Source organism: Agrobacterium rubi TR3 = NBRC 13261 (assembly GCF_000739935.1).
Taxonomy (GTDB): Bacteria; Pseudomonadota; Alphaproteobacteria; order Rhizobiales; family Rhizobiaceae; genus Agrobacterium; species Agrobacterium rubi.
In genome coordinates this window covers 124,320-148,909 of record NZ_BBJU01000024.1, presented here as the reverse complement: position 1 = coordinate 148,909, position 24,590 = coordinate 124,320, and the positions used below count along the sequence as shown (strand labels likewise).

The following is a 24,590-nucleotide window of genomic DNA, read 5'->3' as shown; positions in this document are numbered from 1 at the left end:
CGATGGTCGATTCCGCCCTCATCAAGGAATGCAGCGATCCCGGCCTGAAGCCCGCGATCGTCGAAGAGTTCATCGAACGGGCAGGGGCGCCGGACCCGCTCGCGGTCACTGTCCGCTCCGGCAACCGCATCGTTCTGGTGCCGAAGCCGACAACGCCGGACGAAGCGCTCGCATTGATACGCCAGAACCTCGGCCGCAATATCGTTCGCGTCGGCTTGACGCAGTATCCCGCCGGCCTCGGTATCGTCGAGGCGGGCCAGTTGAAGCCGGACCTGATCGAGCCTTGCGAAAACATCAAGATGGGCACGGCCCTGTTCGCCAAAGTCTATCGTATCGTCACCAAATGGTACGGTAACCCTCCCGAAAGCGAGGTCCTTCCGCAGGTTTTTGAAGACGCGATCATCGCATGGCAAACGGGGTATTTCGAGGGGACAGCGGTGTTCCGGGCAGCCGATCCGGGCGACGTGAAGCTGCCAGAGCCGGATCCAGGGGTGGAAGCGGAAACGTCCGAAGCCGGTAGTGACAAGATGAAGGGCGGCAACGTCGATACTGCACTCGAGGCGGAACCAGCTGACCCGAACAAGGCCGGTATTCGGATCGACCTTTCCGGCATCGGCGCGCGCGGGAAGTGAGGAACAGGTTCCTCGCGTCTGCGTGGATGAACGCGGGCCAGGAGGGAAAAATCGCTCGGTCCGTGGGCCAAGCGAATCGCACTTAATGAGACCATGGCGGAAAACAACTAAGTGTCGTCACGCTTCAACAATGCATTCTATCCCTGGTCGCAAGTCGCGTTGATTTCTTCTTCGAAAGCATAGGCCTTGAGGTATTTTGTGCCTTGCATCGAGATGGGCATGTGAAGATTTGCACCGTCGTTCTGTCGATCGGCGCTGGCATCTCTTTGGAATGGCTCTTATAAGGGGCATGACGCAGTACGCGCTGTGTTGCGGCTTAGAATCCGCAGATGAACGGTTGGCGCTGACCGAAACGGTGCCAGGAACCCTCTGACCTTGTGGCCGGGGGCCTGTGACTCATGTCCAGGCGCCTCGGTGCTAAAGGTCTCAGGGCCGATTCATCTCGGATTCTAACCCCCGGCTAGGGTTCAAAGGGTTCAACGTCGGCGGGGGCGCACCGCAGACAAAACCAGGGTTAGGTCAGGAATGGAATCGGAAGATGCAACATTGACGAAAAAAGTTGAGCTCCGGCCACTGGTCGGCTTAACTCGTGGACTACACCCGGCTGACCTCGAGAAACTGACCATAGACGCAATCCGTGCACATCGGCGACTTGTCGAAAAGGCCGACGAACTTTTCCAGGCCCTGCCGGAAAGCTATAAGTCGGGAAAGGAAGTCGGAGGCCCACAGCATCTGTGTTACATCGAGGCCAGTATCGAGATGCACGCGCAGATGAGCGCTGTCAGCACGCTAATCAGCATTCTTGGCTATATCCCGAACGCCTCCGTGAACTGAACCGGCTTCCGTTTGTCTCATGGCGAATTTTTATAGCGGGCTATGATGTCATATCGGTCCTGAACTATTGCGGCAGCTCAGACCCGCTATCTTCATCGGAGGCAAGGCGGCGTGACACGAGCTCCTCCGTTCGGTCTCTTTGATACCGACCGCGGTGGAACCCTACGCAGCGAAGACCTGGGCAGCGCGGCTCGACGGTTTGGCGACTGGCGCGACGGATGGCCGATGAACCTGGCCAGCAAACGCTTGCGTTCGGCCGGTGTCATCGAACCTGAAATGCTCCAGCAGCTCGAATAGCGCGGCGGCCTCGCGAGCAAGGCTGTGGCTGGCCGCCGTCTGCTCCTCGACCATCGCGGCGTTTTGTTGCGTTCCCTGATCGACGCTGTTCACGGCCTTGTTGATCTCACCGAGAGCGTTCGACTGCTCGCGTGCCGCTTCGACAATCGCGACGACATTCGTGTTGATGTCGTGGACCTGGGTCGCGATTTCCTGCAGCGCGGAACCGGCTTTCGTGACAAGCGATACCCCGCTCTGGACCTGGCTACCCGACGCGGTGATCAGCGTCTTGATTTCCTTGGCGGCCTTGGCCGATCGCTGCGCGAGCTCGCGGACTTCCTGCGCGACGACCGCGAATCCCTTGCCCGCTTCGCCGGCACGGGCCGCTTCGACACCGGCATTCAGCGCCAGGAGGTTGGTCTGGAACGCGATCTCATCGATGACACCGATGATGTTGGAGATCTCGCGAGAGGACGTTTCGATCTGATCCATGGCGCCGATCGCGTCGCGCACCACCTGCCCGGAATGCTCTGCATGTTCGCGGGTGCGTGCAACGAGTTGGCCAGCCTCCTCCGCCCGACGACTGGAATCCTTGACCGTTGTGGTGATTTCCTCGAGCGCAGCGGCGGTCTCCTCGACCGAGGCGGCTTGTTGCTCGGTGCGTTTTGCCAGCTCGTCGGCGGCGGTCCGAATCTCGCTGGATCCCGCGGAGATCGCCCTGGCGTTGTCGGCGACAGTCGCCATCGCGCGCTTCAGCTTGTCGGAGGCGGCGTTGAAATCGGTGCGCAAACGTTCGAGCGAGGGGATGAACGGTTTTTCGATTTGCTGCGCCAGGTCACCGTCCGCCAGACTGTTCAGGCAGCCCGCGAGCTGTTCGACGTTTTCGACCCGGGCCGTCACGTCGGTCGCGAATTTCACGACTTTGAAGACTCTGCCGTTCATATCGAAAATCGGATTGTATGAGGCCTGGATAAAGACCTTGCGACCACCCTTGCCGAGCCGCATGAACTCGTCCGCCATCAAATCCCCGCCTGCAAGCATCTTCCAGAAATTCCGATAGTCGGGCGACGCGGTATAGGATGGTTCGCAGAACATCGAATGGTGTTTGCCCTGGATCTCGCTCAGAGAATATCCGAGGGCGGACAGGAAATTCTCGTTGGCGGTCAGGACGTCGCCGGTCGGCGTGAACTCGATAATCGCCTGCGCCCGCGACAAAGCCTCGATCTTGCCGGCATCTTCTGCAACTTTCAGCTTCTGGGCGGTGATGTCGGTGGCGATCTTGACAACCTTGACCGGCTTGCCACGGCGCATGACAGGGTTATAGGACGCCTCGATCCAGACTTCCTTGCCGCCCTTGCCGATGCGCTTATATTGCTGCTGGTCGAAGTTGCCGGCGGCGAGTTTCGCCCAGAACGCCTTATAGTCTGCCGATTTCACAAATGCCGGTTCAACGAACATGCTGTGATGTTTGCCGATAATTTCTGATAGCTCATAGCCAAGCGCCCGGCAGAAATTGTCGTTGGCAGTGAGTATCCTGCCGGACAGATCGAATTCGATCATGGCCTGAGACTTAGAGAGGGCAGCAAGTACCGCGCATGCATTGGCACCACGATTGAGAATATTCACTAGGCGACCTCCCAAGGATACTTACCGGACCGAAGGTCGCGGCAGAGCGCGAATAGTTGCATACGATGTTTAATCTTCATTTAAACATGGAACTGGCATCCATCAATTATGCCCGCTTAAAGCGCTCGAAGAGAAGGAGGAGATTGTATCAACAATCATGTGCCGCTCGATAAGGGCTTCCATGTTGCGATTGAGCAAAGACAGCAGCAGGTCTTTTGTGACGGCCCGGGTCTCGCTTTTTCGAGATAGAGCGGACGCCACGTGAGGTCGAGATCCTGGCTTAGGTCTTCGTGCAACTTGACTATCTCCTGCCGGGCCGCTTCCAGGCTATCGAAAAACTGAACGGTGGTGTGCCCGTGCAGCCAGTGCGCCTGGTCATCGGCAGTCGCCTGAGAATAGGTGTAGAACGTATAGGAAGTTACTGACATCATTCCTCTCCCCTGGTTTGTCTGTCACGTTTTCAGATCAGCTTTCTTCTGATTGCGAGGGCGGTGAGATGGGCCTTACTGCGAACGTCGAAGCGCTTCATGGCCTCGCGGAGCTTGACACGGACGCTGTTGTACTTGACGCCCTCCACGTCTGCGACTTCCTCCATCGTCATGCCGACGGCGATCCATCTGAGATAGGTCGCCTCTTTCGGATCGAGCCAGGCGGCATCTTCCACTGTCGGAGTGGTCTGAAGGAAAGAGATGCGGGCGTGGAGCTGCCCGACGGCGCCCGCGGCTGCGACCGCGTCGATCTCACGGTCGAGGTCGATCGCCGGCCTTTCCGACGCCAGCGTGAACATCGACATCGATCCGTTGGCGGTCTTGATCGGAATGGTGATGCCGGAGCGGATGCCGAAATCGGCCGCATGCGCGTAGAAGGCACGCTCTTCCTTCGATAGCCGCGATCGTTCCTGTTCGCCGGACCAGGCAAAGACGTGCTTCCTGGATTTCGCGCGCTTGACGACCGGATCGAGCTTGTCGAAGTTGTTCTCGAAGTAAGCCGATCGCCAGTCACGATGATAATTGGTGACCGCGATGGTGTGTTTGTGCTGGATATGGAGATAGGCATAGCCGGTGAAGCCGAAATGTTCGGCAAGGTCGGCAAGGCCATCCTTCAGGATGCACTCGTCGCCCTGAATTGCGGCAAGATCGGTCAACTTGTCCAGCCAGTGCTGCATTCCATACCCCCATATGCTGGTGTGCGATGCCTACTCTAACGTTTGCTCCCAGCAGCCGACCGCCGGGCTGAATCTGCTTTCATCCTCTTTTACCCAGACAACTCAGGCTGAGCCGAAGCATTTTTCCACGAGGCATACATGCTCCAACGCTTCACGAATATCCGTACTATCCCCCTGTACATGCTATCGAGCCGGGGAAGCGGCACTTGCGTGCAGTTCACTCGACGATCTGCATCTCGCTCTGACCAGATGCGGCAATGCTCGCCTTGCGGTCGGCAAATGAGATCTTCAATTCAGCAAAAGCATCGCCGTGTTGCCATGAAAGCACCAACGCTCCGGCATCAGCAATGGTGGCCTTGAGCGCTCCACCGAAGGCGGGATGGGTGTTCCTGAAACGGATCAGATTTGAAAGGCGATGGAAGAGCGGCGTCTCAAGGGCCGTACCGATTTCGTCGTTGCCGTAATAGTGCCGGTTAATGTCACGCCCCACGCCCGTTTTGGCGAGCAGGTCCATATCGTTTACACCGCCCAATAAACCGACATAATAGACTTGCGGAATTCCTGGAGCAAAAAACTGAATTGCCCGAGCGATGAGATAATCATTATCGTTGCGACCAAGCGCGTCATAGTAGGTGCAGTTTACCTGATAAAGGTCCAGATTCGATGCAGCGGCCCCCGTCGCCTGGCGGCTCTGGCCATCCGATCGCCTATGGATCTCTTCCACAAGATTGTCGATCGCCTGGGGTTCGAGGAGGCCCGCCCGGCCGTCGCTATGGGCACCGACATCTATAACGCCGATCCCGTCATGGGTGTCGAGAACGGTGATCGCGTTACGGGGGCTTATTGCCAGCCACTTTGCCAGCGGCGTGGCGTCTCCCGTAAACAATGCATGCAAGATGAGCGGTGGTAGTGCGAAATCATAGACCCGGTCGACCTTCTTCGCGATCTCGATTTGGTCACGATGATAACTATGAATCTCAACCAGAACCTCCATGCCGCGGTTGCGGGCCTTTCCAGCCACTTCTTCGAGGAATGCGTAGGTATCGTCGATCATGAAGCAACTGCTGCCCGCTTTCTTGATCGCGTATCCCGCGGCGTCGAGGCGGATCGCCGTCACATTCGCCTCCGAAAAGCGATCGAGGATCGTTTCGAGATAGGTTGTGCCTTTGGCGCTGTGGACATCGATGTCGATCTGCTCCGGTGTGAAGGTTGTCCAGAGCATCCGCTGAGTACCATCAGCCAGGGTCACCTTCGAAAACGGTAAACCGGGGCGCGGTCGATAGATCCTCAGAAGGTCTTCTTCGGTGGCGCCATCGGGAAATACCTTATCGAACGTCATGAACATGTCGGCAAATTCGGACGCCGAACCCTTGGCAATGAAGTCCGTGAATGCGCCGGATTGCGATGAGACATGGTTGACGATAAGATCGGCCATGATTTCCACGGATCCCGACAAAGCCCGCACATCCTCCCAGTCGCCGAGGCGCGGATCGACGATCGTGTGATCTGTTGGATCGAATCCGGCATCAGCGCCATCGATCGGATTGAAGAAAGGCAAGACATGGACGCCGCCGAACAGGCCAGCGAACTTGCCATCGACCAGTTCCTTCAATTGCCTGAAACCACCTCTGGTCAGGCGGTCAACATAGGTGATAAACTGCACTTTGTTTTGCATTTCAATTTCCAGTATGTGTCGTCTTACGAGGACGAGTTGATTTTCTTTCACTCAGTCTGCAGAGCCGCCCGCGATGAGACGGCTCTCGCCCAGTAATCCTTGCTCGTCCATGATCGGGTGAGCAACCGAGACGATATGCGCGTTGATCCGCTTGAGATCACGCAAGATGTCGAGGTGAAGCGAGCTGGTTTGAAGGCTGTCGGTGCGCCCGTCGCGCAGACGTTCCAGGTGGCGCTCGGAAGACTGTTTTTCCATGTGCCGGACTTCGACTTTCCGCTCCATGAGCTGACGCGCGAGATTGATGTCCCGGGTGATAAGGATTGTTTGTGCGATCCGGAGATTATCGACGGTGAGCTGGAAGAGTTGTGTTAGTTCGGAGAAGCCGTCATCAGAGAATTTCAAACCGTGGGCGATCTTCTTCGTGACCTCGGGCAGCAGACCTTTCTCGACAATATCCCCGATATGTTCGAGGTTGATGGCGTAGTCGATGATGACGATCGAGCGGCGGCCTTCGTCTTCCGACAGTCCAGTACGGCCGAGTTTCGATAAGTAGACCTTGACCTCCTGCTGTAACCGGTCGACCTGGCGCTCAAGCTGCGCAATATCCTTCAATCTCGCGGCATTGTTCTGCTGGAACGCGTCCGACACTCTCAAGAGCATTCTTTCGATCAGGTCTCCAACGCCAAGCACTTCGCGTGCAGCACTCGTCAGTGCTACGACTGGTGTTGATAGCTCATCCGGATCGAGGAATTTCGGTGTGTTGTCAGCCTGTTCGGACGCGGGGATGAGGACCCCCATCCACCGTGCAAGAAGGCGGGAAAACGGCATGGCCAGGAGAGCCAGGCCGATATTTAACGCGAGATGCGCGTCCACGGGAAGTTTGGACGCTGGGACCGGCAACATCGAAAGCCAGCTGGCCAAAATATCGGCCACTGGCAGGATCAGCAGGCAGCCGATTGCCCGGACAATCAGATTGCCTAGTGTGACCCGCCTGGCCGCCGCCGATGCTGATAACGACGCGATCACCGGAGGTATTGCGCCACCGAAATTGGCTCCAAGAACCAGCGCTACGACAAGCCCGCCAGAGAGGATTCCGGTGGAGGTCAACGACAAAATCAGAACGACCGCAGCCAAGCTTGAAGATGAAGCGAATGCGATGGCCGCGGAAAAGATCATCGCGACCGGCCAGGCGTTTTCAAGCAGGCCGATAAACGCTGCGAGCGCCGGCGAATGGCGAAGCGGCTCGGTCGCGTTGCTGAGTAGGTGTAGTGACAGCAGCATCAGCGCGATACCGAGCAACGCTGTTCCGGCGCCCTGCCTGGAGGTCGAACCGCCTCGATAGAGAATGATGCCGATGAAGAGTAGGGCAGGGGACACCCATTCGATGCCCGTTGCGACGATCCAGGCGGTGACCGCCGTTCCGACATTGGCGCCGAGGAGGACGACCTGCGCCATGCGAGGCTTGATAAGCTCTCGTTCCACAAACGAGGAGACCATCAGCGCCGTCGCTGTAGAACTCTGAAGCGCGACTGTGGCGACGAACCCTGATAGAAACGACCGGGCGCTGCTTTTCGTGCCGGAGGCGAGGCCCGTTCGCAATCTGGCCCCAAGCGCACGGGAGGCTCCGTCCTTCACCTGGGCCAGGCCGAACAGCAGCAACGCGACGGCGCCGCAGAGATTTATGAGAACGATTATCGATTCCAAGTCGCGCCTCTCGCTAATTCTGTTGGAAGTAAGCCTTGATCAGCGAAGCGGCTGCTCGCAACAGAGATCGGCCAGACGGGTGCCGTCTTGATTTGTCTCGAGAGGGAAGCGGTTCTCGTCGCAGACCTTGTCCAGCTTGCGGTTGATGAGGGTGCCGGTGGGCGAGCAGGGAGGAGAGCTGCCCACCGGCATCTTGCCCGCGCCGTATCGCAGGCAAGATGAATTCCAACTGGTTTCGTATTGTTGTCGTGCGGAGTAGCGCTGATCCGCGCCGGTTTTGTTGACGGCAGTTCGACATCGAATGAGTCATCACTCCTCCTAGAAGCTTACGATCTTGGTGCGGTGCGAAAGTGAGCGATTTCGATCACACTAACAAAGGCTTCCGCTTAGCTACCCGAAGCTTCTTGATCCCCAACAATGCGTAATCACTTGTAATGTATCGTTGCGATGCAACAAAACTGTCACCAAACTTTCATTTGACGAAGAACGATTACGCTCATAGTGTGAGCGATATAGACCATTTCTTGTTGGAAGGGAAGCGTTGGTGTTCAACTCGACTCAGGACCGCCAGGCGAAAATCGTTGAGCTTTTGCGCGATGAGCAGTTTTTGGCTATCGGCAGATTGACGGAGCACTTCCAGATTTCGGTGGCCACTGCGAGGCGCGACTTGAGCGAACTCCACGAGGCCGGACTCTTGCGTCGAACTCACGGCGGTGCGGTCAGCGTCACGCAGGTTACACAGGACAAGCCGAACGCTGCCCGCGCCGTCTGGAATCGGGCGGAGAAGGCGGCCATAGCCGGAGTCGTTGCCGGTATGATCGTCGAGGGTGACACGGTTCTTCTGGACGCCGGTACAACTGCGCTGGAAGTTGCCAAGAAGCTCGCTGACCGCAGAAACCTCACCTTCATCTCGAATGGTCTCGACATTGTCGAGGAATTGACGAGAGGGGAGGGCAAAAGCATCTATTCGGTCGGGGGCGAGTATACCGAAACGAACCGCTCCTTCCGCGGCCCTTTGGCGGAGCAGTTTATCCGCCAATTCAATGTCGACAAACTCATTCTCAACGCGGCGTCGATCGATGTTGATCGCGGATTGATCTGTACGTCGTCGCCCGTGAACGCGAGTGTCGCTCGCGCCATGATCGAAGTTTCGAGCCGCGTGATCGTCGTCGCGGATCATTCGAAATTCACAAAATCGAGCCTCTCGGTGACGGCCAGGATCGAGGATGTCGGCGTGATCGTCACCGACTCTGGAACCCGAACCATCATTGAGACAATACCGGAAAAGCTGCGGAAGAAGTTCGTTGTTGCGAACTAGGTTCGACGGCCGCGGGCGAATTAAACCCTCATTCAACAGAGCTGGGAGGAAAACCACATGCTTAAGACCAATCGCAGGAATTTTATGATGGGCACCGCGGCGATAGCGGTCGCTTCAACTGCCGGTGCGAAGTTCACCTTCGCGCAAGAACGCCGGGCGCTTCGCCTGGGTGTGAACGGATTGCCGAACTCGCTGGAGCCGGTCAATGCAATCAGCAATGTCGGCCCGCGTATCGTCAACCAGATATTCGACACGCTGATAGCGCGCGATTTTTTCGCGAAGGGAGCTCCCGGCAATGCCATCGACCTCGTTCCGGCACTTGCCGAGAGCTGGGAGCGCATCGATGAGAAATCGGTTCGCTTCAAGCTGCGGCAGAAGGTCATGTTCCACGATGGTGTTGAACTGACCGCGGACGATGTCGCATACACCTTTTCTTCCGAACGCCTTTGGGGTCCCGAAGCGATCAAGAAAATCCCGCTTGGGAAATCCTATTCGCTCGATTTCGATGAGCCCGTGGTCGAGGACAAATACATAGTCACACTTCGCACAAAGACCCCGAGCTATCTCATCGAGACCTTCGTCGCATCCTGGATGAGCCGCATTGTTCCCAAAGAATACTACAAGAAACTGGGAGCAGTAGATTTCGGTAACAAGCCCGTTGGAACAGGCCCGTACAAGTTCGTGGACTTTGTTGCCGGTGACCGTGTGGTGCTGGAAGCCAACGACGCCTACTGGGGTCCAAAGCCGACTGCATCGAAGATCACCTACCAGATCGTCGCAGAGCCAGCCACACGCGTCGCGGGTCTGATCAGCGGTGAATACGATATCATCACTACCCTGACGCCGGACGACATTCAGCTGATAAATAGCTATCCGGACCTCGAAACGCGCGGGACGCTCATCGAAAACTTCCACATGTTCACCTTCAATATGAACCAAGAAGTTTTCAAGGATAAGAAGCTTCGGCGCGCTCTTGCTCTGGCTGTCAACCGGCCAATCATGGTTGAAGCGCTCTGGAAGAAACAAGCATCTATCCCGGCCGGCTTCAATTTCCCGAACTATGGGGAAACCTTCGATCCAAAGCGTAAGGCCATGGAATATAATGTCGAGGAGGCCAAGCGTCTCGTCAAGGAGAGCGGCTACGATGGAACGCCGATCACCTATCACACGATGGGCAACTATTATGCCAACGCCATGCCTGCGTTGATGATGATGATCGAAATGTGGAAGCAGATCGGTGTGAACGTGGTCATGAAAACCTACGCACCGGGTAGCTTCCCCCCGGACAACCAGACCTGGATCAGAAACTGGTCCAACGGCCAATGGATGACCGATGCCTACGCCACGATCGTCCCCGAATTCGGGCCGAATGGTCAGGTTCAAAAGCGTTGGGGTTGGAAGGCGCCGGCCGAGTTCAACGAATTATGTCAGAAGGTCACGGTTCTGCCGAATGGCAAGGAGCGCTTCGACGCCTACAATCGCATGCGGGATATTTTCGAAGAGGAGGCGCCAGCCGTCATTCTCTATCAGCCGTATGACGTTTATGCCGCGCGCAAGGATGTCCACTGGAAGCCCGTGAGCTTCGAGATGATGGAATTCCGCAACAATCTCAGCTTCGGCTGAACTCGTTAATCGAGAAGGCGGCGCGCGCGAGGTGTGCGCGTCGCCCTGGAGGAGCCTAAGTTGTCAAATCTACTAACAGTTCGCGACCTGGTCGTTCAGGTGCCGGCGCGCGATATCACAATCATCAACGGTGTCAGTTTTTCACTGGATGCAGGGCAGACGCTTGGACTCGTCGGGGAGTCGGGCTGCGGAAAGAGCATGACATGTTACGCAATAGCCAAGGCATTGCCGCGAGGGATTTCGCAGACGGGCGGAACTATTGAGCTGAACAGTGGACCAAAGGCTGATGGCAAGCCGGCTATTGCCATGATCTATCAGGACCCGACCAGCAGCCTCAATCCGGTTCATTCGATCGGTTATTATCTCGAGAGCAGCCTTTATCGCCATCAGGGTCTGGAGGGCAACGATGCACGGCTCGAGGCCATGCGTCTTCTCGAACGTGTCGGTATCGACCGCGCCAAAAGTCGGCTGCGATCCTATCCTCATGAGTTCTCGGGCGGTATGAACCAGCGCGTCATGATTGCCCACGCGCTCGCTGCGAAGCCCAAGCTGATGATCGCCGACGAGCCCACGACAGCGCTCGATGTCACGACGCAGGCGCAGATCCTTCATCTTCTGGAGGAACTCAGATCTGAAACAGGCATGGCGCTTTTGATCGTGTCGCACGATCTCGGCGTGATCGCCCGCCTCGCGGATCGTGCGGCGGTCATGTATTGCGGAAAGATCGTCGAAACGGCGCCGGTTGCGGAATTGTTGGAGCGTGCAGCGCATCCTTACGCTCGCGCCCTGATCGGCTGCATGCCAACGATCGATGCGGACGACCTGGAGCCGCCAGTACCAATCCCGGGTTCTGTTCCTCTTCTCGATAACCTGCCTGCCGGATGTTATTATCACCCACGCTGTCCCCGCGCGAGCGAACAATGTTCCGTGAGCTTTCCCGGGCCTGTCAACGTCGGCGCGTTCCATGACGCGGCGTGTTACCATCCGGTGAGCCCATGAGTGCGCCTCTTCTTCAGGCCCGCGGGGTCACCAAGGTCTTTCGCCTGAAATCCGGGCTTTTCGTAAAGCCATCGGTACATGTGGCGGTTAATTCAATTGATCTCGAACTTGCGCCGCGTGAGCGGGTAGGTGTGGTCGGTGAATCTGGGAGCGGGAAATCGACACTCGGTAGACTTCTGCTCGGCTTGACCTCCACCACCGAGGGAGAGGTCTTGTTCGAAGGACTCGCGCACACAGATCGTAGCGCGCGAGACTGGTCGACGTTCCGAAAGGAGACCTCCCTGGTCCAGCAAAACCCGCTGTCCGCCCTTAATCCACAAATGACGATCGGCGAGCAAATCGCTGAAGCCGTCTGGGTTCACCGGGTTGCCAACCGCGCGGGCGCGCGTGATCGGGCGGCAACCATGCTGGACCGGGTCGGCCTCTCGAGCGCGATGATGAACCGCTATCCACATCAGATGTCGGGAGGGCAGCGACAAAGAGTTGTTATTGCCCGAGCTTTGATCCTCGACCCCAAATTGGTCGTATTCGATGAGGCGGTATCTGCGCTCGACGTCTCTGTGCAAGCCCAGGTCGTTGCGTTGCTTCGGCAGCTCTGGCAGGAGCTTGATCTGGCGTATGTGTTCATCACCCACGACCTGCGCATCGTTCGCCATCTCGTTGATCGTATTGTCGTGATGTATCTTGGCCGCGTCGTCGAAACCGGCGATATCAAATCTGTGTATGCGTGGCCACGCCATCCCTATACCCGCGCATTGCTTGCCTCCGTCCCCACTATGGACCCGACGGTCCGCAATATTGAACCACCGATCAAGGGGGAACTCGACGCTGGCAAGGTAATGACTGGCTGTGCCTTCCGGTCACGCTGTCCTTTTGCAATCGAAAGATGTGCGAAAGAAACGCCGCTGCTTCGGCCTGCGGGCGGGCAACTGGCAGCGTGTCATAGAGCGGAAGAGTTTCCGAGATCTATAGTCGCGCAGACTGATCCGGCGCAGATGATGGAGGTGGCGCGATGATTAGTTTCATCCTTGCACGCCTCGTTCGAGCGATCATTGTCATGATGCTGACCGTGACGTTTGTCTTCATCATTCTCAGGTTGGGTGGAGATCCAGCTCGGGCCATGTTGGGCGAGAACGCGACGCCAGAGGCGCTGGCAGCATTCCGAACAGCATGGGGCCTGGACAGATCCATTCCTGAACAGTTCCTGATCTATCTCGCCAGCGCGCTCAGAGGCGACTTCGGGGTATCGGCAGCCGACGGTCGTGAGGTATTCACCGTCATCGCCGAACGTATACCCAAGACATTGACGCTGACGATTTCAGCGTTCGTGCTAAGCGTACTCGTCGGTATCCCCGCGGGAATCATTGCAGCAGTCCGCCGCGACAGTGCCGCCGACAAATCCGTCATGGCAGGCGCTGTTCTCGGCTATAGCGTACCAAATTTCTTGCTCGGACTGACGCTCATCTTCGTGTTTGCCGTCTGGTTTCGTGTGCTGCCGAGCTCGGGAAGTTCCACCTGGCAGCATGCGATCCTGCCCGTTGCGACATTCGGTCTTGTCAATGCGGCTGCGATTGCGCGCTTCGCACGTTCCGCGCTGATCGAAGTTCTGGAACAGCCCTATATCGCAGCGGCTCGCGCCGATGGTATTCCCAAGTGGGAAGTGGTTATCCGCCACGCGCTCCCGAACGCGGCGATCCCGATGGTGACCATGCTGGGTTTCGTTGCAGCTGGCTTGCTGGGGGGGTCGGCTATCGTAGAGACCGTATTCGCCTGGCCCGGGCTTGGTAGCGGTTTTGTTCGAGCAATCACGCTCAGCGATCTCAATGTCGTTCAGGCAATGATCCTTCTCTTCACGGCGTTCATGGTCACGATCAACTTGATCGTCGATGTTCTCTATGCGGTGCTGAACCCGAAAATCAGGCTTCAAAAAAATGGCTAATACGACACTCTCATTACCAAAGCGGCAATTCCTGAAATCTGCCCGCCGCATTCCGATCAGTATCTGGCTATGCCTGATCTGGATTGCGGTTGTCGTCTTCGTGGGCATCACGGCGCAATGGTTGGCACCGTTCGACTATCTGCAGCAGTCACCTCTGGCGCGATTTGCGCCGCCGGGTGCGCCGGGACATTTGCTGGGAACTGATTATCTCGGTCGTGACGTGCTCAGCAACATTCTGGTCGCTACCCAGACGTCTTTGATGATCGCTCTTGTCGGTTCTCTCATCTGCGCGTTCATCGGTACGACCCTCGGATTTCTTGCGGCACATTTCGGTGGCTGGGTCGACAATCTCATTATGGGCTTCGCAGACGCGAAGGCTTCCGTGCCCTTTATAATCTTCGCGCTTGGTGTCCTGGCGTTTCTCGGGTCAAGCCCGCTGATACTTCTTATGCTCGTTGGTGTCGCATCATTCGAGCGTTATGCGCGGCTGACGCGTGGCCTCGTCTTGAGTGCGAACCAGGAGGGATATGCGGAGGCGGCGCGCATCGTCGGCGTGCCATCGCTTCGGATCTATGTGCGCCACGTCCTTCCAAACATTGCTGGACCGCTCATCGTTCAAATCACCCTGAATTTCCCGGATATCATCCTGCTCGAAAGCGGATTGAGCTTCCTTGGGCTTGGGATCCAACCGCCGGAAACGAGCCTTGGGCTGATGGTCGCAGACGGCAGAAACTATATCGCGATTGCCTGGTGGCTCATCGCGTTGCCCGGCGTTGTTATTGTTCTCACCACCCTGTCCATCAGCCTGCTCGGCGACTACTTGCGCGATCGCTTCGACGCGCGCCTGCGATAAACGAAAGGAATGAAAATGAACCCTCTCAGAATGACACCGGAGACGATCCGCCTGGGCGGCCATCGCGGCCACAGCGCCGGCGCCCCCGAAAACACGCTCGCGGCGTTTCGGAAGGCGTTTGAATTCGGCGGACGTAACGTCACATGCGAAACCGATCTCGGAATTACCCGCGATGGAGAACTTGTGCTGATTCACGACAAGACCGTCGACCGCACAACAGACGGTCACGGCATCGTTCACGACATGACCTATTCGGAGTTGTCGAAACTCGACGCAGGGAGTTGGTTCAGTTCGGAGTTTGTCGGAGAGCGTGTGCCGCTACTTAAGGACGCGCTTCAGCTCGCCCGTGAGCTTGGCATTATCTATCAGCTTGAACTGAAGATCTACGACGCGAACGACGTCTTCTTCCCAAAGTTGAGGACGCTCATCGATGAATTGGGCTGTGCGGATCTCCTCCAGTTCTCTTCCTTCGACTACGTTCAGCTGAAGGCCGTCAAGGAAGCAATTCCCGAGGTACCGACCGTTGGCCTGATGCATTCGCGCCTCATCGATCCAGCCGCCCTTGCCCGTCAGGCCAATCTCGATGCCATGAACATCGAGATCTACCATTTCGCCAGCGGTGAAGCCCGCCAACTCCACAACGAGGGATTTGCCGCTTTTTGCTACCTACCGACGGGGTACCATGAAAAACTCGCGCAGTACGGCGTGGACGTGGAAACGCAGGTCGTTCAGTGGGTTCGTGAAGGTCAGTTGGATCAGTTGCTCGGAGACGACGTCGCACAGGTCGCCAGGCTCAAGGACCGTGCAAATGGCTGATCGGGACACATCGACATCTCACGCAGGAGAAACAGCTTCGATTGTGGAAGAGATCGCGCGCAAGGCAGGCGACCTTGCCCTCGCTCATTTCCGCTCCCTATCGAGCCTGTCGGTCGAGACCAAGGGACATCTCGATCTTGTGACGAAGGCGGACAAGGAGGTCGAAACATTTCTTATCGCGCAGTTGCGGGAGGCGTTTCCCGCAGACGGCATATTTGGAGAAGAAGGGGGCGAAATCAAAGGGCGTTCAGGTCGTATCTGGGTGATCGATCCGATTGATGGGACATTCAATTTCGTCCGCGGCGGTCAGAACTGGGCAATTTCCATCGGTCTCTATGAAAACAAGCGTCCTACATTCGGGGTTATCTTCGCTCCAGTCCGAAACCTGATGTTTGTTGGAGGGAAAACGGTGGAGACGAAGCTCAACGGCATGGCGGTCAAGCCACTTCCGCCGCTCGATATGTCGCGTGCATCGACCGGGTTCAGCTACCATCCTTCGGCTTCGACAGCGGACAGGCTCGAAGTCATCCGTTATATCTCGGATGATCTCAATATCAGCTTCCGTTTCTGCGGCGCTGCGACACTCTCGATGGTCGAGGTGGCCATGGGCGAGACAGATGGCTACGTTTCATTGGGAGACTCGACGTGGGACGTTATGGCAGCGTTGCCTATTTTGAGCAATCTGGGTGTTGCGGATACGATCGACTGGGACAGGACCGACTTGTCGGCCAAACTCCGGTTTGCTTGTGGCAGCCACGACTTCCTGGAGAAGGTGAAGCCGTTGCTCGATAAAGTGGCGCTGGCCGCATAATGCGGCGCGCCTCTGACAATAACGGTCACAGATCGCCACTGGTCGACGCGGACCAATGCGGCGCGATTTGCGTACGCTCGACAAGCCTTGTTAACAGCGAGATGGAAGCGCTTCTGATCACCAGCCGCGAAACTGGCCGCTGGGTAATCCCCAAGGGCTGGTCGGAGGGCAGGAAAAAGCTTCATCGAGTCGCACGGGAGGAAGCTTGGGAAGAAGCCGGCGTGCGGGGAAGAGTCTGCAAAAACCCGTATGGTCACTACCGCTATGACAAGAAGGTATCACATGACGAATTCATCCCTTGTCTGGTTCAGGTTCACCTGCTGACCGTATCGACCCTGAAGGATGATTTCCCCGAGAAAGGACAACGCCAGATCAGGTGGTTTTCTCCGGAGGAAGCTTCTGGATTGGTTATCGAGCCGGAGCTCAAACAACTGCTTTTAAAGCTGCGACAGCAGTGACCCACACAATTGAGGACGACATGGACATCGAACTTCTCAAGAAAACACCCGACCTAAGAGCCATAGCAGATATCCGGCTGGCGACCCTCGAGGACGGTCCGGCGCGTGGCCAACGGCTGTTGATCGCTCGAAATGCAACAGGAATTGCGTTCGAAGTGGCGTTGGATCGCGGCTTCGATATTTCCAGCCTTTCGTTTAGGGGGACCAATATTGGTTGGAACTCGCCGATTCAGATGCGTTTTCCAATGGTTGATCCAGGCTCCGAAGGCGGCTGGGCTTTCATGCGCAACTTCGATGGCTTCCTTGTGACATGCGGGCTCGACCACATCAGCCGTCCTCTGGAAGTTGATATGGCCCACTATAATCATCCGCACCTGAAGACGAAAAGCATGCCTCAGCATGGCAGAATCTCGACCGAAAAAGCAAGATTGGTCGGATATGACGTCGACCCAGAATCCGGTGAGATCTTCTGTGAGGGGATCGTCAGGCAGGCAAGTGTCTTCGGCGAAAACCTGGAGCTGAGACGGAGGATCACTTTACCAGTCTTTGGTCAGGTGCTGCGGATTGACGACACAGTGACAAACCGGGGGTTTCGCCCGTCTGGACATGCAATAATCTATCACCTGAACTACGGCTATCCGTTTCTGGATCAGAACCTCGAGATCACGGGTCTTCCTGAGCTCCTTGCGGCAAAATTGGTCGTGGATCCACCTCGGCCAAGTGACGATTACGGCGAATACGTCGACTCGGTCGATAGCCTAGAGATTCCGGAAGCGGATCCGATCGTTGTCAGCAACCGTGAACTCGACATATCCGTCGGCCTGACGTTCACTCGCGACCAACTGAACAAGCTTGCTATCTGGAGAGCTTATCAGTCTGGAGTGTTTGCGCTCGGCGTCGAACCCCGCACCGACCTGGCACAGGACAGACCTTTGCTTCTGCCTGGCGAAAGCTGCAAGAACTCGTTGCAAGTTGAACTGACCGATTGCTGTTGTTCCAACTAAAGGAGCTGGTAGGGCCTCAAACGGGGGACAGGAAATGAAACGCGTCTTGATCGTCGGTTGCCCAGGTGCTGGAAAATCCACGCTTGCGAAGCAACTCGCCAAGATCACCGATCTTCCTCTCGTACAGTAGCTCGACGCGCCGAGCACGCCGAGGAACAGTTCCGCCTCGCGGATCTCACCGGTCTTGCGATCGACAATCGGCACCTTCTTGCCGGAATAATCAACGAAGACTTTGTCGCCGGCGATGTGTTCCTGGCGCATCGTCGGTGACAGGCGCTTCTCAAAGCCGCGGAACAGCTGGCAAAAACGGCTATATCCATACCCATCCGGATGGGCGCTGCGGTATTCCTCCCAAAGAATCAGCAGCGTCACGCCTGGCTTCTTCAGCTCGATTGAAAGCGGTCCCCAGTCGGGCTCTTGGCGCAGTCGCTGGCCCCGCTTGACGCCGGGGTGAACGAAGAGCTTGGCCTCGAGAACATCGTCTGTCAGGCCGCTGGCGAGGGCCCAACTCAGCCCTGCCATCGCAGCCCGCTTCAAGTTGTCCTGCACGGTGCTGCGAGCAATGCCAAGCATTACAGCGATCTCGCGGCTACTCGTTCCGCTACCCGCAAGCCGCAGCATTTGTCGTATGTGTCGCATGGTCAGCTTTCTTTTTGCAGGCATTAAATTCCCCTCGTGGATATCGAGGGGACACATGCCAATGTTGCTGACCCAGGGGAACTTGAGTGCCGGAAACTGACCGGTTATTGATAGGAATGGTGGCCGGTCAATGATTGGAATGGCGGCCGGGTTCAGAGTGGAATTCGCACATCTAACTTTTGTGCTTAAAATGGACAATGCCTTTGCGGCAAACTTAGGCGCAATCCCTACAGCTTTCCACCAATTCCGCGACGGACAAAGTTGGTCGACGGTAGCCTGCGGCCTGTGCGACGAGCGCCTCAAGCACCAAAGCCGGAAATATAATTTCGACCATATTACAGATGAAACGAGATTCAAATTTGTCGACATATCTTTTGTTGCTACGTTAAACCGAAGGCTTATTATTGAAGCTAAGGCTTTGAATTCCCATACGGTTTACGTCGATTCTGGTATCGACTTCGATGAAAGTATGTAAAAATGATCACGAGCAGCATTTCTGGGACCGACCAGCAGTTTCAAAACGCCACGCAGCCAAAAGAGCTCGATCCTGATGCTGTTCCTGTAAGCAGGCTTGATTCTGAAGGCCATGAAATTTTTGCTGAATGGCGACCTAAGCGCCCGTTCCTTCGGAGGGAGGACGGCGTCTTTTTGGTTCTCCGCGCGGATGATATCTTTCTGCTGGGCACCGATCCTCGTACGAGGCAAATAGAAACAGAACTCATGTTAAATCGAGGCGTAACCCGCGGCGCCGTTTTCGACTTAATCCGCTACAGCATGCTCTTTTCAAACGGCGAGGTCCATGTGAAACGGCGCTCAGCCTTTGCGAAGACCTTTGCATTCCGGATGATCGACGCGCTACGCCCGGAGATCACGAAGTTAACGGAGCATTTGTGGGACGATGTACCGAGAGTTGACGATTTTGACTTTGCTGAAATGTACGCGTCGAAATTGCCTGCGCTAACGATTGCCAGTGTACTTGGTTTGCCATTTGGGGATGCACCTTTCTTCACACGACTTGTTTACAACGTTTCGCGCTGCTTAAGTCCTTCGTGGGGAGAAGACGATTTTCCGGAGATTGAGGCTTCTGCCGTCGAGCTCCAGGATTATGTCCGGGCAGTGGTAGCGGATCGCAGCCGACGTATAAGCGATGACTTCCTCTCTTGCTACTTGAAAGCGGTGCGGGAAGAAGGAACGCTTTCACCCATCGAGGAGATCATGCAATTGGTGTTTCTCATACTCGCCGGAAGCGATGCAACTCGTAACGCGATGGTGATGCTGCCGACTCTTTTGCTGCAAAATCCTGTTGTCTGGTCCTCTCTATGCCACGATCAATCCGGCGTCGCGGCCGCAGTGGAGGAAGGGCTTCGCTTCGAGCCATCAGTTGGGTCTTTCCCGCGGTTGGCGCTCGAAGATATTGATCTGGATGGGTACGTATTGCCAAAGGGAAGTTTCCTAGCCCTAAGCATCATGTCCGGCCTGCGGGACGAGAGACACTACGAGCATCCTCAGCTTTTTGACATAAAACGCAAACAAATGCGCAGGCACCTCGGATTTGGCGCGGGTGTGCATCGGTGCCTCGGCGAAGCTCTGGCGCGGATTGAATTGCAAGAAGGACTTAGAACACTTCTGCGCCGCGCGCCGAGCCTTAGGGTGACAGGCGACTGGCCACGGATGATAGGTCACGGGGGTGCACGGCGCGCCACGGGGATGACAGTCAATCTGGGCGTCGATCGGTGAGGTCACCGTTCCGTTCGGTTGACGGAGATGACGTTGAGTATCACAGCCAGGATTAAATGAACCGGGAGAACTCCCAATGCAATTGGCACCAGTGGATCGCGTAACCACAATCGACGACCTTACACTTGATCCCTATCCGATTTATCGCCGAATGCGCGCGCAGACCCCGGTGGTGCGGGTCGCCTCAGTGATGCGAACGTTTCTGACCAAGGCCTCCGATACGAAGATGGTGAAGGATCAGCCCAGGCGCTTCAGTTCGGATGACCCCAACACGCCAATGAAGCCGGCCTTCCAGGCCCATACTCTAATGCGCAAGGACGGCGCGGAACACGCCCGCGAAAGAATGGCCATGGCTAAGGCCTTTGCTCCCAAAACGACCGCGGAGCATTGGGCGGCGATCTATCGGGACATTGTAAACGAGTATCTTGATCGCCTATCCCGCGGCAGCACAGTAGATCTGTTCGCGGAGATCTGCGGCCCGGTGGCTGCCCGTATCCTGGCTCATATCCTTGGAATTAGCGAAGCATCCGACGCAGAAATGATACGTTGGTCGCAGCGGCTAATTGAAGGGGCGGGCAACTTCGGATGGCGGCCTGAGCCTTTCGAGCGGGCAAACGAAGCCAATGCGGAGATGAACCGGCTCTTCGACAACTTGGTCGAAAAGCACCGGGCGGAACCGAACCCCTCGGCTTTCGCGATCATGGTGACCGCGTCTGATCCCATACCCATGAGCCAGATTTACGCCAACATCAAAATCGCCGTCGGCGGAGGCATCAACGAGCCTCGCGACGCTCTTGGCACGATCATCTATGGATTGCTGACCAATCCGGAGCAGTTCGAGGAGGTTAAGAGGCAGCAGTGCTGGGGGCAAGTCTTCGAGGAGGGCGTGCGCTGGGTTGCTCCGATCCAGGCGAGTTCGCGCCTCGTCCTGGAGGACACGGAAATTCGCGGTTTTCTTGTCCCGAAGGGCGATACCGTGATGACCATCCAAGCCTCTGCCAATCGTGATGAAGATGTCTTTGACGACGGAGAGCGCTTCAATGTCTTCCGCCAGAATAATGCGCACCAGTCCTTCGGCTCGGGGCCGCATCACTGTGCCGGTGCGCAAATCTCGCGTCAAACCGTCGGGGCGATCATGTTGCCTACGCTGTTTGAACGTTTTCCGAACATGACGCTGACTAACCCGGACGCGGTGCAATGGCGCGGCTTCGGCTTCCGCGGACCGATTAGTCTACCGGTTACGCTTATATAATCGTAACCACTGTCGCTTGGCATTAAGCCGTAGAAAGGGATCAGAACAAGATTAGTGCGAAATCGTACGTTTGGCCGGGAAAGTGATGATCGAGATGGATATCCGTTCCCAAAACTGAGTCTTAAATAGCATTTCACCCTAAAACTTCTTATTCAGCACAGGCCGCAAACTACGGGAAATATGCACGAATTCGGTTAGACCAGATGAGCGATTTTTGGCGGTAAAGCCGCTAGGTTTTCCTTGCTGAGCCAATATTGGTTTCGAAGGGAAAAGCCATGGAGAAAATAGTTTATGTAGGCCTCGACGTTCATGCTGACACGATAGCTGTCGCCATTGCTGACGACGGTCGGAATCGAGAGATCCGATTTCACGGTGTGATTGAAAATACTGCAGATAGTGTTCTAGGTCTCACCAAGCGGCTTGTTGCCGCAAACACCCAACCCATCTTCTGCTATGAAGCAGGCCCATGCGGATACGGTCTGCATCGCTTGCTCACGAAGCTTGGATTTGATTGTGCTGTCGTCTCTCCGGCCATGATCCCTCGTCGTGCAGGCGACCGGATCAAAACCGATCGACGCGATGCGGAAATGCTGGCGCGGCTGTGGCGAGCAGGCGAATTGACCCCGGTCTGGACACCGGATGAAGAACAGGAAGCTATGCGGGATCTGATCCGAACCCGCAAACAGTCCCTGGATGCGCTGAAGATTGCAAAACAGCAGCTCCAGAGCTTTCTGCTGCGGCATGGCCTTCGCTACAATCGACCTACTTACTGGACCAAAATCCATTGGCGCTGGGTCAATGAGCTGCGCAAATTCCGCTTTCCACATCAGCAACTGGCTTTTGAGGAACTGAAGCGAACCATCCGCCAGATCGAAGAGCGCATCGCCACGTTGGATCAGGCCATTAAAGATGCTGTAAAGGATTGGCGTTTTGATGCACTGGTCGATGCCCTGCGATCATTGCGCGGCGTCAACACGATCATCGCTGCGACACTGGCCGCAGAGATCGGCGACATCAACCGCTTCGACAATCCACGCCAGCTCATGGCCTGGTTGGGGCTGGTGCCAAGTGAGCATTCCAGCGGCAGGACAGTCAGACGGGGGCGCATTACAAAGACAGGTAATGCCCTGGCCCGAACCATGATGGTTGAAGCTAGTTGTCGTATCGACACCCACCTCGAGAAAGACATCCTTTTTTGAAGCGCAGTCAGCATCAGCCTCAAGAGATTAAAGATATTGGCTGGAAAGCGCAGACGCGATTGTGCAAGCGGTACCGGGACCTTTCAAAAACCGGGAAACCACAACCTCGTGTTCTGACCGCTATTGCGCGCGAACTTGCTGGCTTTATCTGGGATATTGCCCGGCACGTGCCGATCCCAGCATAGCCCGAGACGTACCGCACCTTTCTGCCTGTGCAGCATGCTGGAGATGACGGCCAAAGAACAGGGAACCCTCGACTTACGTTGGGATAGATATCCGTCCTTAGAGAGAGGCAAGCCCGCATCGAATATGGTCAGGCGGTGAAAATCCGCGGATGAGAGTATGATAACCATCGGTTCGGATCGCCATCTCCAGCACCGTGCACAGGCTGCATCAATTGACTGACCTCGCGAAAACGGGGTAGTTTAAATGCGCCCGGAAAACCTAAATCGCTTATGAGAGCGTACGATTTCGCACTAATCTTGTTCTGCCCCCAGGAATGCGACCGTTTCGACGTGGTTCGGTATCTTATTCGAGAATCGAAATGTAAAGATTCTCTTTATAATCAGTCAGCCTGCAGCATGTGCGTTAGGAGAAAAATCATGCTATAGTCTGATTAATATTACTCTATAAGATCGACCATAAGCTATTTTCTTATATCATTCCGCCTGTGGCAATCGGAATCGCTTGGCGCTTAAACGTGAGGGTGACCATCTACGGCGCTAAGACACTACTCCAGCTTTGGTTTCGGAAAATGACTACTTCAACATCGTGCATTTTCACCAGGTCAATTGAATCACAGGTTGTTAATTGCAAAAGTAATACAATAAAAATTGAGGCTCTCTCTTTATCACAGTAGGTTCCGACCGATTGAGAGAAAGAAGGAGCATGCACGATGGAGCCCAGCCAACGAAGCTTAAGTGATGAATCCGAAGCGTCCCGTACGGAAGTCCATTCTACATCGACAAATAGGGATATGCCTCCCGAGCTTTTGGCTAAGGTGGCAACTTATATTCCTACCCAGGACCCGGTAGAAACGGCACGAAATCTTGGAAGCCTGGAACGTACAGGGCGTGCAGGTCGTGAAGCCGTTACAAGTGATCCCGTCGGAAAATATCACGCGCGAATGAAACGAATTGGCGCCTCCGCCAAAACCGTGTTCGATACGGTCATTCCCGGAAATCAATTACCTGAGTGGGAGACGAACCGACCCTCTCCGACGGCCAGAACGCGAGCCGTTGGCCCAATTCTTAAGTTCCAGTCTGAAGCGGGAAAATCGAGATTTGTCACCAATATACTCAATTTGCCTGAATCTGCTCAGTGCGACGCAATTCTTAGTGTCATAAAACACTTGAATGATCTTGGTGAAGCAAACAAGACGCGACTTATCGAACGCTCTATCGAAATTTTGCGGCTAGAACCCCCTTTGACCTGGAATATGGGCCAGAAATGCCCTGCGGTCGACGTGCTGGTCCAAGGCGAAAAGTACCTAAATGCGGATCAACTGGCTCGCATACAACAAGAGAGGAGCAGCCGTCCGCGACTGTCTCCCCTGTTTGGCCGAGCCATAGCCGATTTCGAGGTTCAAAAAACCATGGACGCAAATCCTAGACGATATAGGGACGCGGCGGGGCCTGAGGTCAGAGCTGTAGACACAGTAATTGAGACAATTGAGAGATATAGTGCGTCGTTAGCAAGAGGCGGTCCAAATGCAGTGGGACTCCTAACGACGAACGAAAGCTTTGAGAAAAATATCAATGAGGTCTACAACCGTACGCGAGCCGAGCTAGACGCTTCTTCACGTGACAGAAGTCGCTCTGGACTATCGCGATAATTTCCTGGATCCACCGCGCTGTTGTAAGTTGACACATCGCATCGTCTTGCCGCTGACGGGACTTTTGGGGACGTCTTTAGTTGAACCGCCCCATGACGCGAATGCTGTTTGATCCCGTATCACTTCCCTCACAAATTCTGAAGGGACATCAGGTCTCGAATGTACGGCCCCATTTGTTTCAAATGAAGCTTTCGCC

General features: G+C 55.9%; 22 protein-coding genes and 1 pseudogene. 17 read left to right on the top strand and 6 right to left on the bottom strand.

The features are described 5' to 3' along the window. Positions 1–2: 2 nt before the first annotated feature. Together RRU01S_RS18510 and RRU01S_RS18505 are read left to right on the top strand one after the other, a co-directional pair. The gene (locus RRU01S_RS18510) at positions 3–632 is read left to right on the top strand and encodes a TraH family protein (protein ID WP_045023302.1); all 630 of its coding nucleotides are present in this window, start codon (positions 3–5) and stop codon (positions 630–632) included. A 525-nt stretch (positions 633–1,157) separates the two neighbouring features. Continuing rightward, positions 1,158–1,466, top strand: coding sequence for a transcriptional repressor TraM (locus RRU01S_RS18505; protein ID WP_010891530.1), 309 nt, complete (start codon positions 1,158–1,160; stop codon positions 1,464–1,466). Between the two features lie 162 nt (positions 1,467–1,628). Here the strand turns inward: RRU01S_RS18505 and RRU01S_RS18500 are convergent, their stop codons facing one another. The 6 genes from RRU01S_RS18500 to RRU01S_RS26240 form a co-directional block, all read right to left on the bottom strand. Further along, positions 1,629–3,368 carry a methyl-accepting chemotaxis protein gene (locus RRU01S_RS18500; protein ID WP_045231719.1) on the bottom strand — a complete coding sequence of 580 codons (1,740 nt, stop codon included), beginning with the start codon at positions 3,366–3,368 and terminating at the stop codon, positions 1,629–1,631. Between the two features lie 155 nt (positions 3,369–3,523). Beyond that, a complete protein-coding gene (locus RRU01S_RS18495) occupies positions 3,524–3,799 on the bottom strand; it encodes a hypothetical protein (RefSeq protein WP_233278959.1) in 276 nt (91 codons plus the stop codon). Between the two features lie 29 nt (positions 3,800–3,828). Beyond that, complete coding sequence (gene traR, locus RRU01S_RS18490) at positions 3,829–4,533, bottom strand: autoinducer-binding transcriptional regulator TraR (protein ID WP_045023300.1); 705 nt, start codon at positions 4,531–4,533, stop codon at positions 3,829–3,831. A gap of 217 nt (positions 4,534–4,750) precedes the next feature. Then, positions 4,751–6,259 (bottom strand): sucrose phosphorylase, encoded by a 1,509-nt coding sequence (gene gtfA, locus RRU01S_RS18485; protein ID WP_236736194.1) that lies wholly within the window; start codon positions 6,257–6,259, stop codon positions 4,751–4,753. Further along, complete coding sequence (locus RRU01S_RS18480) at positions 6,260–7,912, bottom strand: Na/Pi cotransporter family protein (protein WP_045231718.1); 1,653 nt, start codon at positions 7,910–7,912, stop codon at positions 6,260–6,262. A gap of 39 nt (positions 7,913–7,951) precedes the next feature. After that, positions 7,952–8,104, bottom strand: a complete 153-nt coding sequence (locus tag RRU01S_RS26240; RefSeq protein WP_165572247.1) for a hypothetical protein — start codon at positions 8,102–8,104, stop codon at positions 7,952–7,954. A 349-nt stretch (positions 8,105–8,453) separates the two neighbouring features. Here RRU01S_RS26240 and RRU01S_RS18475 point away from each other — a divergent pair, with 349 nt between their 5' ends. The 15 genes and pseudogenes from RRU01S_RS18475 (at position 8,454) to RRU01S_RS18405 (ending at position 22,745) form a co-directional block, all read left to right on the top strand. After that, the gene (locus RRU01S_RS18475) at positions 8,454–9,230 is read left to right on the top strand and encodes a DeoR/GlpR family DNA-binding transcription regulator (protein ID WP_010974787.1); all 777 of its coding nucleotides are present in this window, start codon (positions 8,454–8,456) and stop codon (positions 9,228–9,230) included. 57 nt (positions 9,231–9,287) lie between these two features. Continuing rightward, the gene (locus RRU01S_RS18470; protein ID WP_045231717.1) at positions 9,288–10,853 is read left to right on the top strand and encodes an ABC transporter substrate-binding protein; all 1,566 of its coding nucleotides are present in this window, start codon (positions 9,288–9,290) and stop codon (positions 10,851–10,853) included. A gap of 33 nt (positions 10,854–10,886) precedes the next feature. After that, positions 10,887–11,852: an ABC transporter ATP-binding protein gene (locus RRU01S_RS18465; RefSeq protein ID WP_233279035.1), complete on the top strand. Its 966-nt coding sequence runs from the start codon at positions 10,887–10,889 to the stop codon at positions 11,850–11,852. Further along, positions 11,849–12,868 (top strand): oligopeptide/dipeptide ABC transporter ATP-binding protein, encoded by a 1,020-nt coding sequence (locus tag RRU01S_RS18460; RefSeq protein WP_010974903.1) that lies wholly within the window; start codon positions 11,849–11,851, stop codon positions 12,866–12,868. The genes RRU01S_RS18465 and RRU01S_RS18460 overlap by 4 nt, the downstream gene beginning before the upstream one ends. Continuing rightward, entirely contained in the window at positions 12,865–13,791 is a 927-nt protein-coding gene (locus RRU01S_RS18455; RefSeq protein WP_045231716.1) for an ABC transporter permease, read from the top strand. Before RRU01S_RS18460 ends, RRU01S_RS18455 begins: the two co-directional genes overlap by 4 nt. After that, positions 13,784–14,644 carry an ABC transporter permease gene (locus RRU01S_RS18450; protein ID WP_010891520.1) on the top strand — a complete coding sequence of 287 codons (861 nt, stop codon included), beginning with the start codon at positions 13,784–13,786 and terminating at the stop codon, positions 14,642–14,644. The genes RRU01S_RS18455 and RRU01S_RS18450 overlap by 8 nt, the downstream gene beginning before the upstream one ends. A gap of 15 nt (positions 14,645–14,659) precedes the next feature. Further along, positions 14,660–15,460, top strand: coding sequence for a glycerophosphodiester phosphodiesterase family protein (locus tag RRU01S_RS18445; protein ID WP_045023290.1), 801 nt, complete (start codon positions 14,660–14,662; stop codon positions 15,458–15,460). Further along, a complete protein-coding gene (locus tag RRU01S_RS18440) occupies positions 15,453–16,271 on the top strand; it encodes an inositol monophosphatase family protein (protein WP_010974906.1) in 819 nt (272 codons plus the stop codon). The genes RRU01S_RS18445 and RRU01S_RS18440 overlap by 8 nt, the downstream gene beginning before the upstream one ends. Before the next feature lie 101 nt (positions 16,272–16,372). Beyond that, positions 16,373–16,729, top strand: a complete 357-nt coding sequence (locus RRU01S_RS18435) for an NUDIX hydrolase (protein WP_233278960.1) — start codon at positions 16,373–16,375, stop codon at positions 16,727–16,729. A 20-nt stretch (positions 16,730–16,749) separates the two neighbouring features. Then, positions 16,750–17,733, top strand: coding sequence for an aldose 1-epimerase family protein (locus RRU01S_RS25505; RefSeq protein WP_045023288.1), 984 nt, complete (start codon positions 16,750–16,752; stop codon positions 17,731–17,733). Positions 17,734–17,767: 34 nt separating this feature from the next. Continuing rightward, a complete protein-coding gene (locus RRU01S_RS25500; protein ID WP_198927928.1) occupies positions 17,768–17,863 on the top strand; it encodes an AAA family ATPase in 96 nt (31 codons plus the stop codon). A 639-nt stretch (positions 17,864–18,502) separates the two neighbouring features. Then, entirely contained in the window at positions 18,503–18,847 is a 345-nt protein-coding gene (locus RRU01S_RS18420) for a hypothetical protein (protein ID WP_045231714.1), read from the top strand. 2 nt (positions 18,848–18,849) lie between these two features. Continuing rightward, on the top strand, positions 18,850–20,109 hold the full coding sequence (locus RRU01S_RS18415; RefSeq protein ID WP_010974908.1) for a cytochrome P450: 1,260 nt from the start codon (positions 18,850–18,852) through the stop codon (positions 20,107–20,109). A gap of 76 nt (positions 20,110–20,185) precedes the next feature. Beyond that, positions 20,186–21,361 (top strand): cytochrome P450, encoded by a 1,176-nt coding sequence (locus RRU01S_RS18410; RefSeq protein ID WP_010974909.1) that lies wholly within the window; start codon positions 20,186–20,188, stop codon positions 21,359–21,361. Between the two features lie 275 nt (positions 21,362–21,636). Then, positions 21,637–22,745 (top strand): annotated as a pseudogene (locus tag RRU01S_RS18405) (IS110 family RNA-guided transposase). Positions 22,746–24,590: the final 1,845 nt, after the last annotated feature.

Bases quoted from the DNA above. Each gene is read 5' to 3' on its own strand.
- RRU01S_RS18510 (WP_045023302.1), top strand. From the start codon at position 3: ATGGTCGATTCCGCCCTCATCAAGGAATGCAGCGATCCCGGCCTGAAG.
- RRU01S_RS18505 (WP_010891530.1), top strand. From the start codon at position 1,158: ATGGAATCGGAAGATGCAACATTGACGAAAAAAGTTGAGCTCCGGCCA.
- RRU01S_RS18495 (WP_233278959.1), bottom strand. From the start codon at position 3,799: ATGATGTCAGTAACTTCCTATACGTTCTACACCTATTCTCAGGCGACT.
- traR (WP_045023300.1), bottom strand. From the start codon at position 4,533: ATGCAGCACTGGCTGGACAAGTTGACCGATCTTGCCGCAATTCAGGGC.
- RRU01S_RS26240 (WP_165572247.1), bottom strand. From the start codon at position 8,104: ATGCCGGTGGGCAGCTCTCCTCCCTGCTCGCCCACCGGCACCCTCATC.
- RRU01S_RS18470 (WP_045231717.1), top strand. From the start codon at position 9,288: ATGCTTAAGACCAATCGCAGGAATTTTATGATGGGCACCGCGGCGATA.
- RRU01S_RS18460 (WP_010974903.1), top strand. From the start codon at position 11,849: ATGAGTGCGCCTCTTCTTCAGGCCCGCGGGGTCACCAAGGTCTTTCGC.
- RRU01S_RS18455 (WP_045231716.1), top strand. From the start codon at position 12,865: ATGATTAGTTTCATCCTTGCACGCCTCGTTCGAGCGATCATTGTCATG.
- RRU01S_RS18450 (WP_010891520.1), top strand. From the start codon at position 13,784: ATGGCTAATACGACACTCTCATTACCAAAGCGGCAATTCCTGAAATCT.
- RRU01S_RS18445 (WP_045023290.1), top strand. From the start codon at position 14,660: ATGAACCCTCTCAGAATGACACCGGAGACGATCCGCCTGGGCGGCCAT.
- RRU01S_RS18440 (WP_010974906.1), top strand. From the start codon at position 15,453: ATGGCTGATCGGGACACATCGACATCTCACGCAGGAGAAACAGCTTCG.
- RRU01S_RS18435 (WP_233278960.1), top strand. From the start codon at position 16,373: ATGGAAGCGCTTCTGATCACCAGCCGCGAAACTGGCCGCTGGGTAATC.
- RRU01S_RS25505 (WP_045023288.1), top strand. From the start codon at position 16,750: ATGGACATCGAACTTCTCAAGAAAACACCCGACCTAAGAGCCATAGCA.
- RRU01S_RS25500 (WP_198927928.1), top strand. From the start codon at position 17,768: ATGAAACGCGTCTTGATCGTCGGTTGCCCAGGTGCTGGAAAATCCACG.
- RRU01S_RS18420 (WP_045231714.1), top strand. From the start codon at position 18,503: ATGATTGGAATGGCGGCCGGGTTCAGAGTGGAATTCGCACATCTAACT.
- RRU01S_RS18415 (WP_010974908.1), top strand. From the start codon at position 18,850: ATGATCACGAGCAGCATTTCTGGGACCGACCAGCAGTTTCAAAACGCC.
- RRU01S_RS18410 (WP_010974909.1), top strand. From the start codon at position 20,186: ATGCAATTGGCACCAGTGGATCGCGTAACCACAATCGACGACCTTACA.